1 protein-coding gene is annotated in these 242 nt (G+C 73.6%); it reads left to right on the forward strand.

Annotated features, from left to right (window positions below):
* The coding region (locus tag ACFHW0_RS31960; RefSeq protein WP_416613349.1) for an SDR family oxidoreductase at positions 1 to 242 on the forward strand (242 nt) is incomplete at both ends.

Below are 242 nucleotides of genomic sequence, written 5' to 3' on the forward strand. Positions count from 1 at the left end.
GGTGCGGGCGAGTTGTCGGAGCGGCTGTCGGCGTTGGGTGCGTCGGTGCGGGTGGTCGCGTGTGACGTGACGGACCGGGACCAGGTCGGCGCGCTGGTGGCCGAGGTCTCCGCCGGGGGCCGGCTGGCGGGTGTGGTGCACACGGCCGGTGTCCTCGATGACGGGGTCGTGGAGGGGCTGACCGTCGAGCGTCTGGCGGGGGTGTTGGCGCCGAAGGTGTCGGCGGGTTGGCTGTTGCACGA

This window comes from Micromonospora sp. LOL_025, from assembly GCF_048060285.1.
Taxonomy (GTDB): domain Bacteria; phylum Actinomycetota; class Actinomycetes; order Mycobacteriales; family Micromonosporaceae; genus Micromonospora.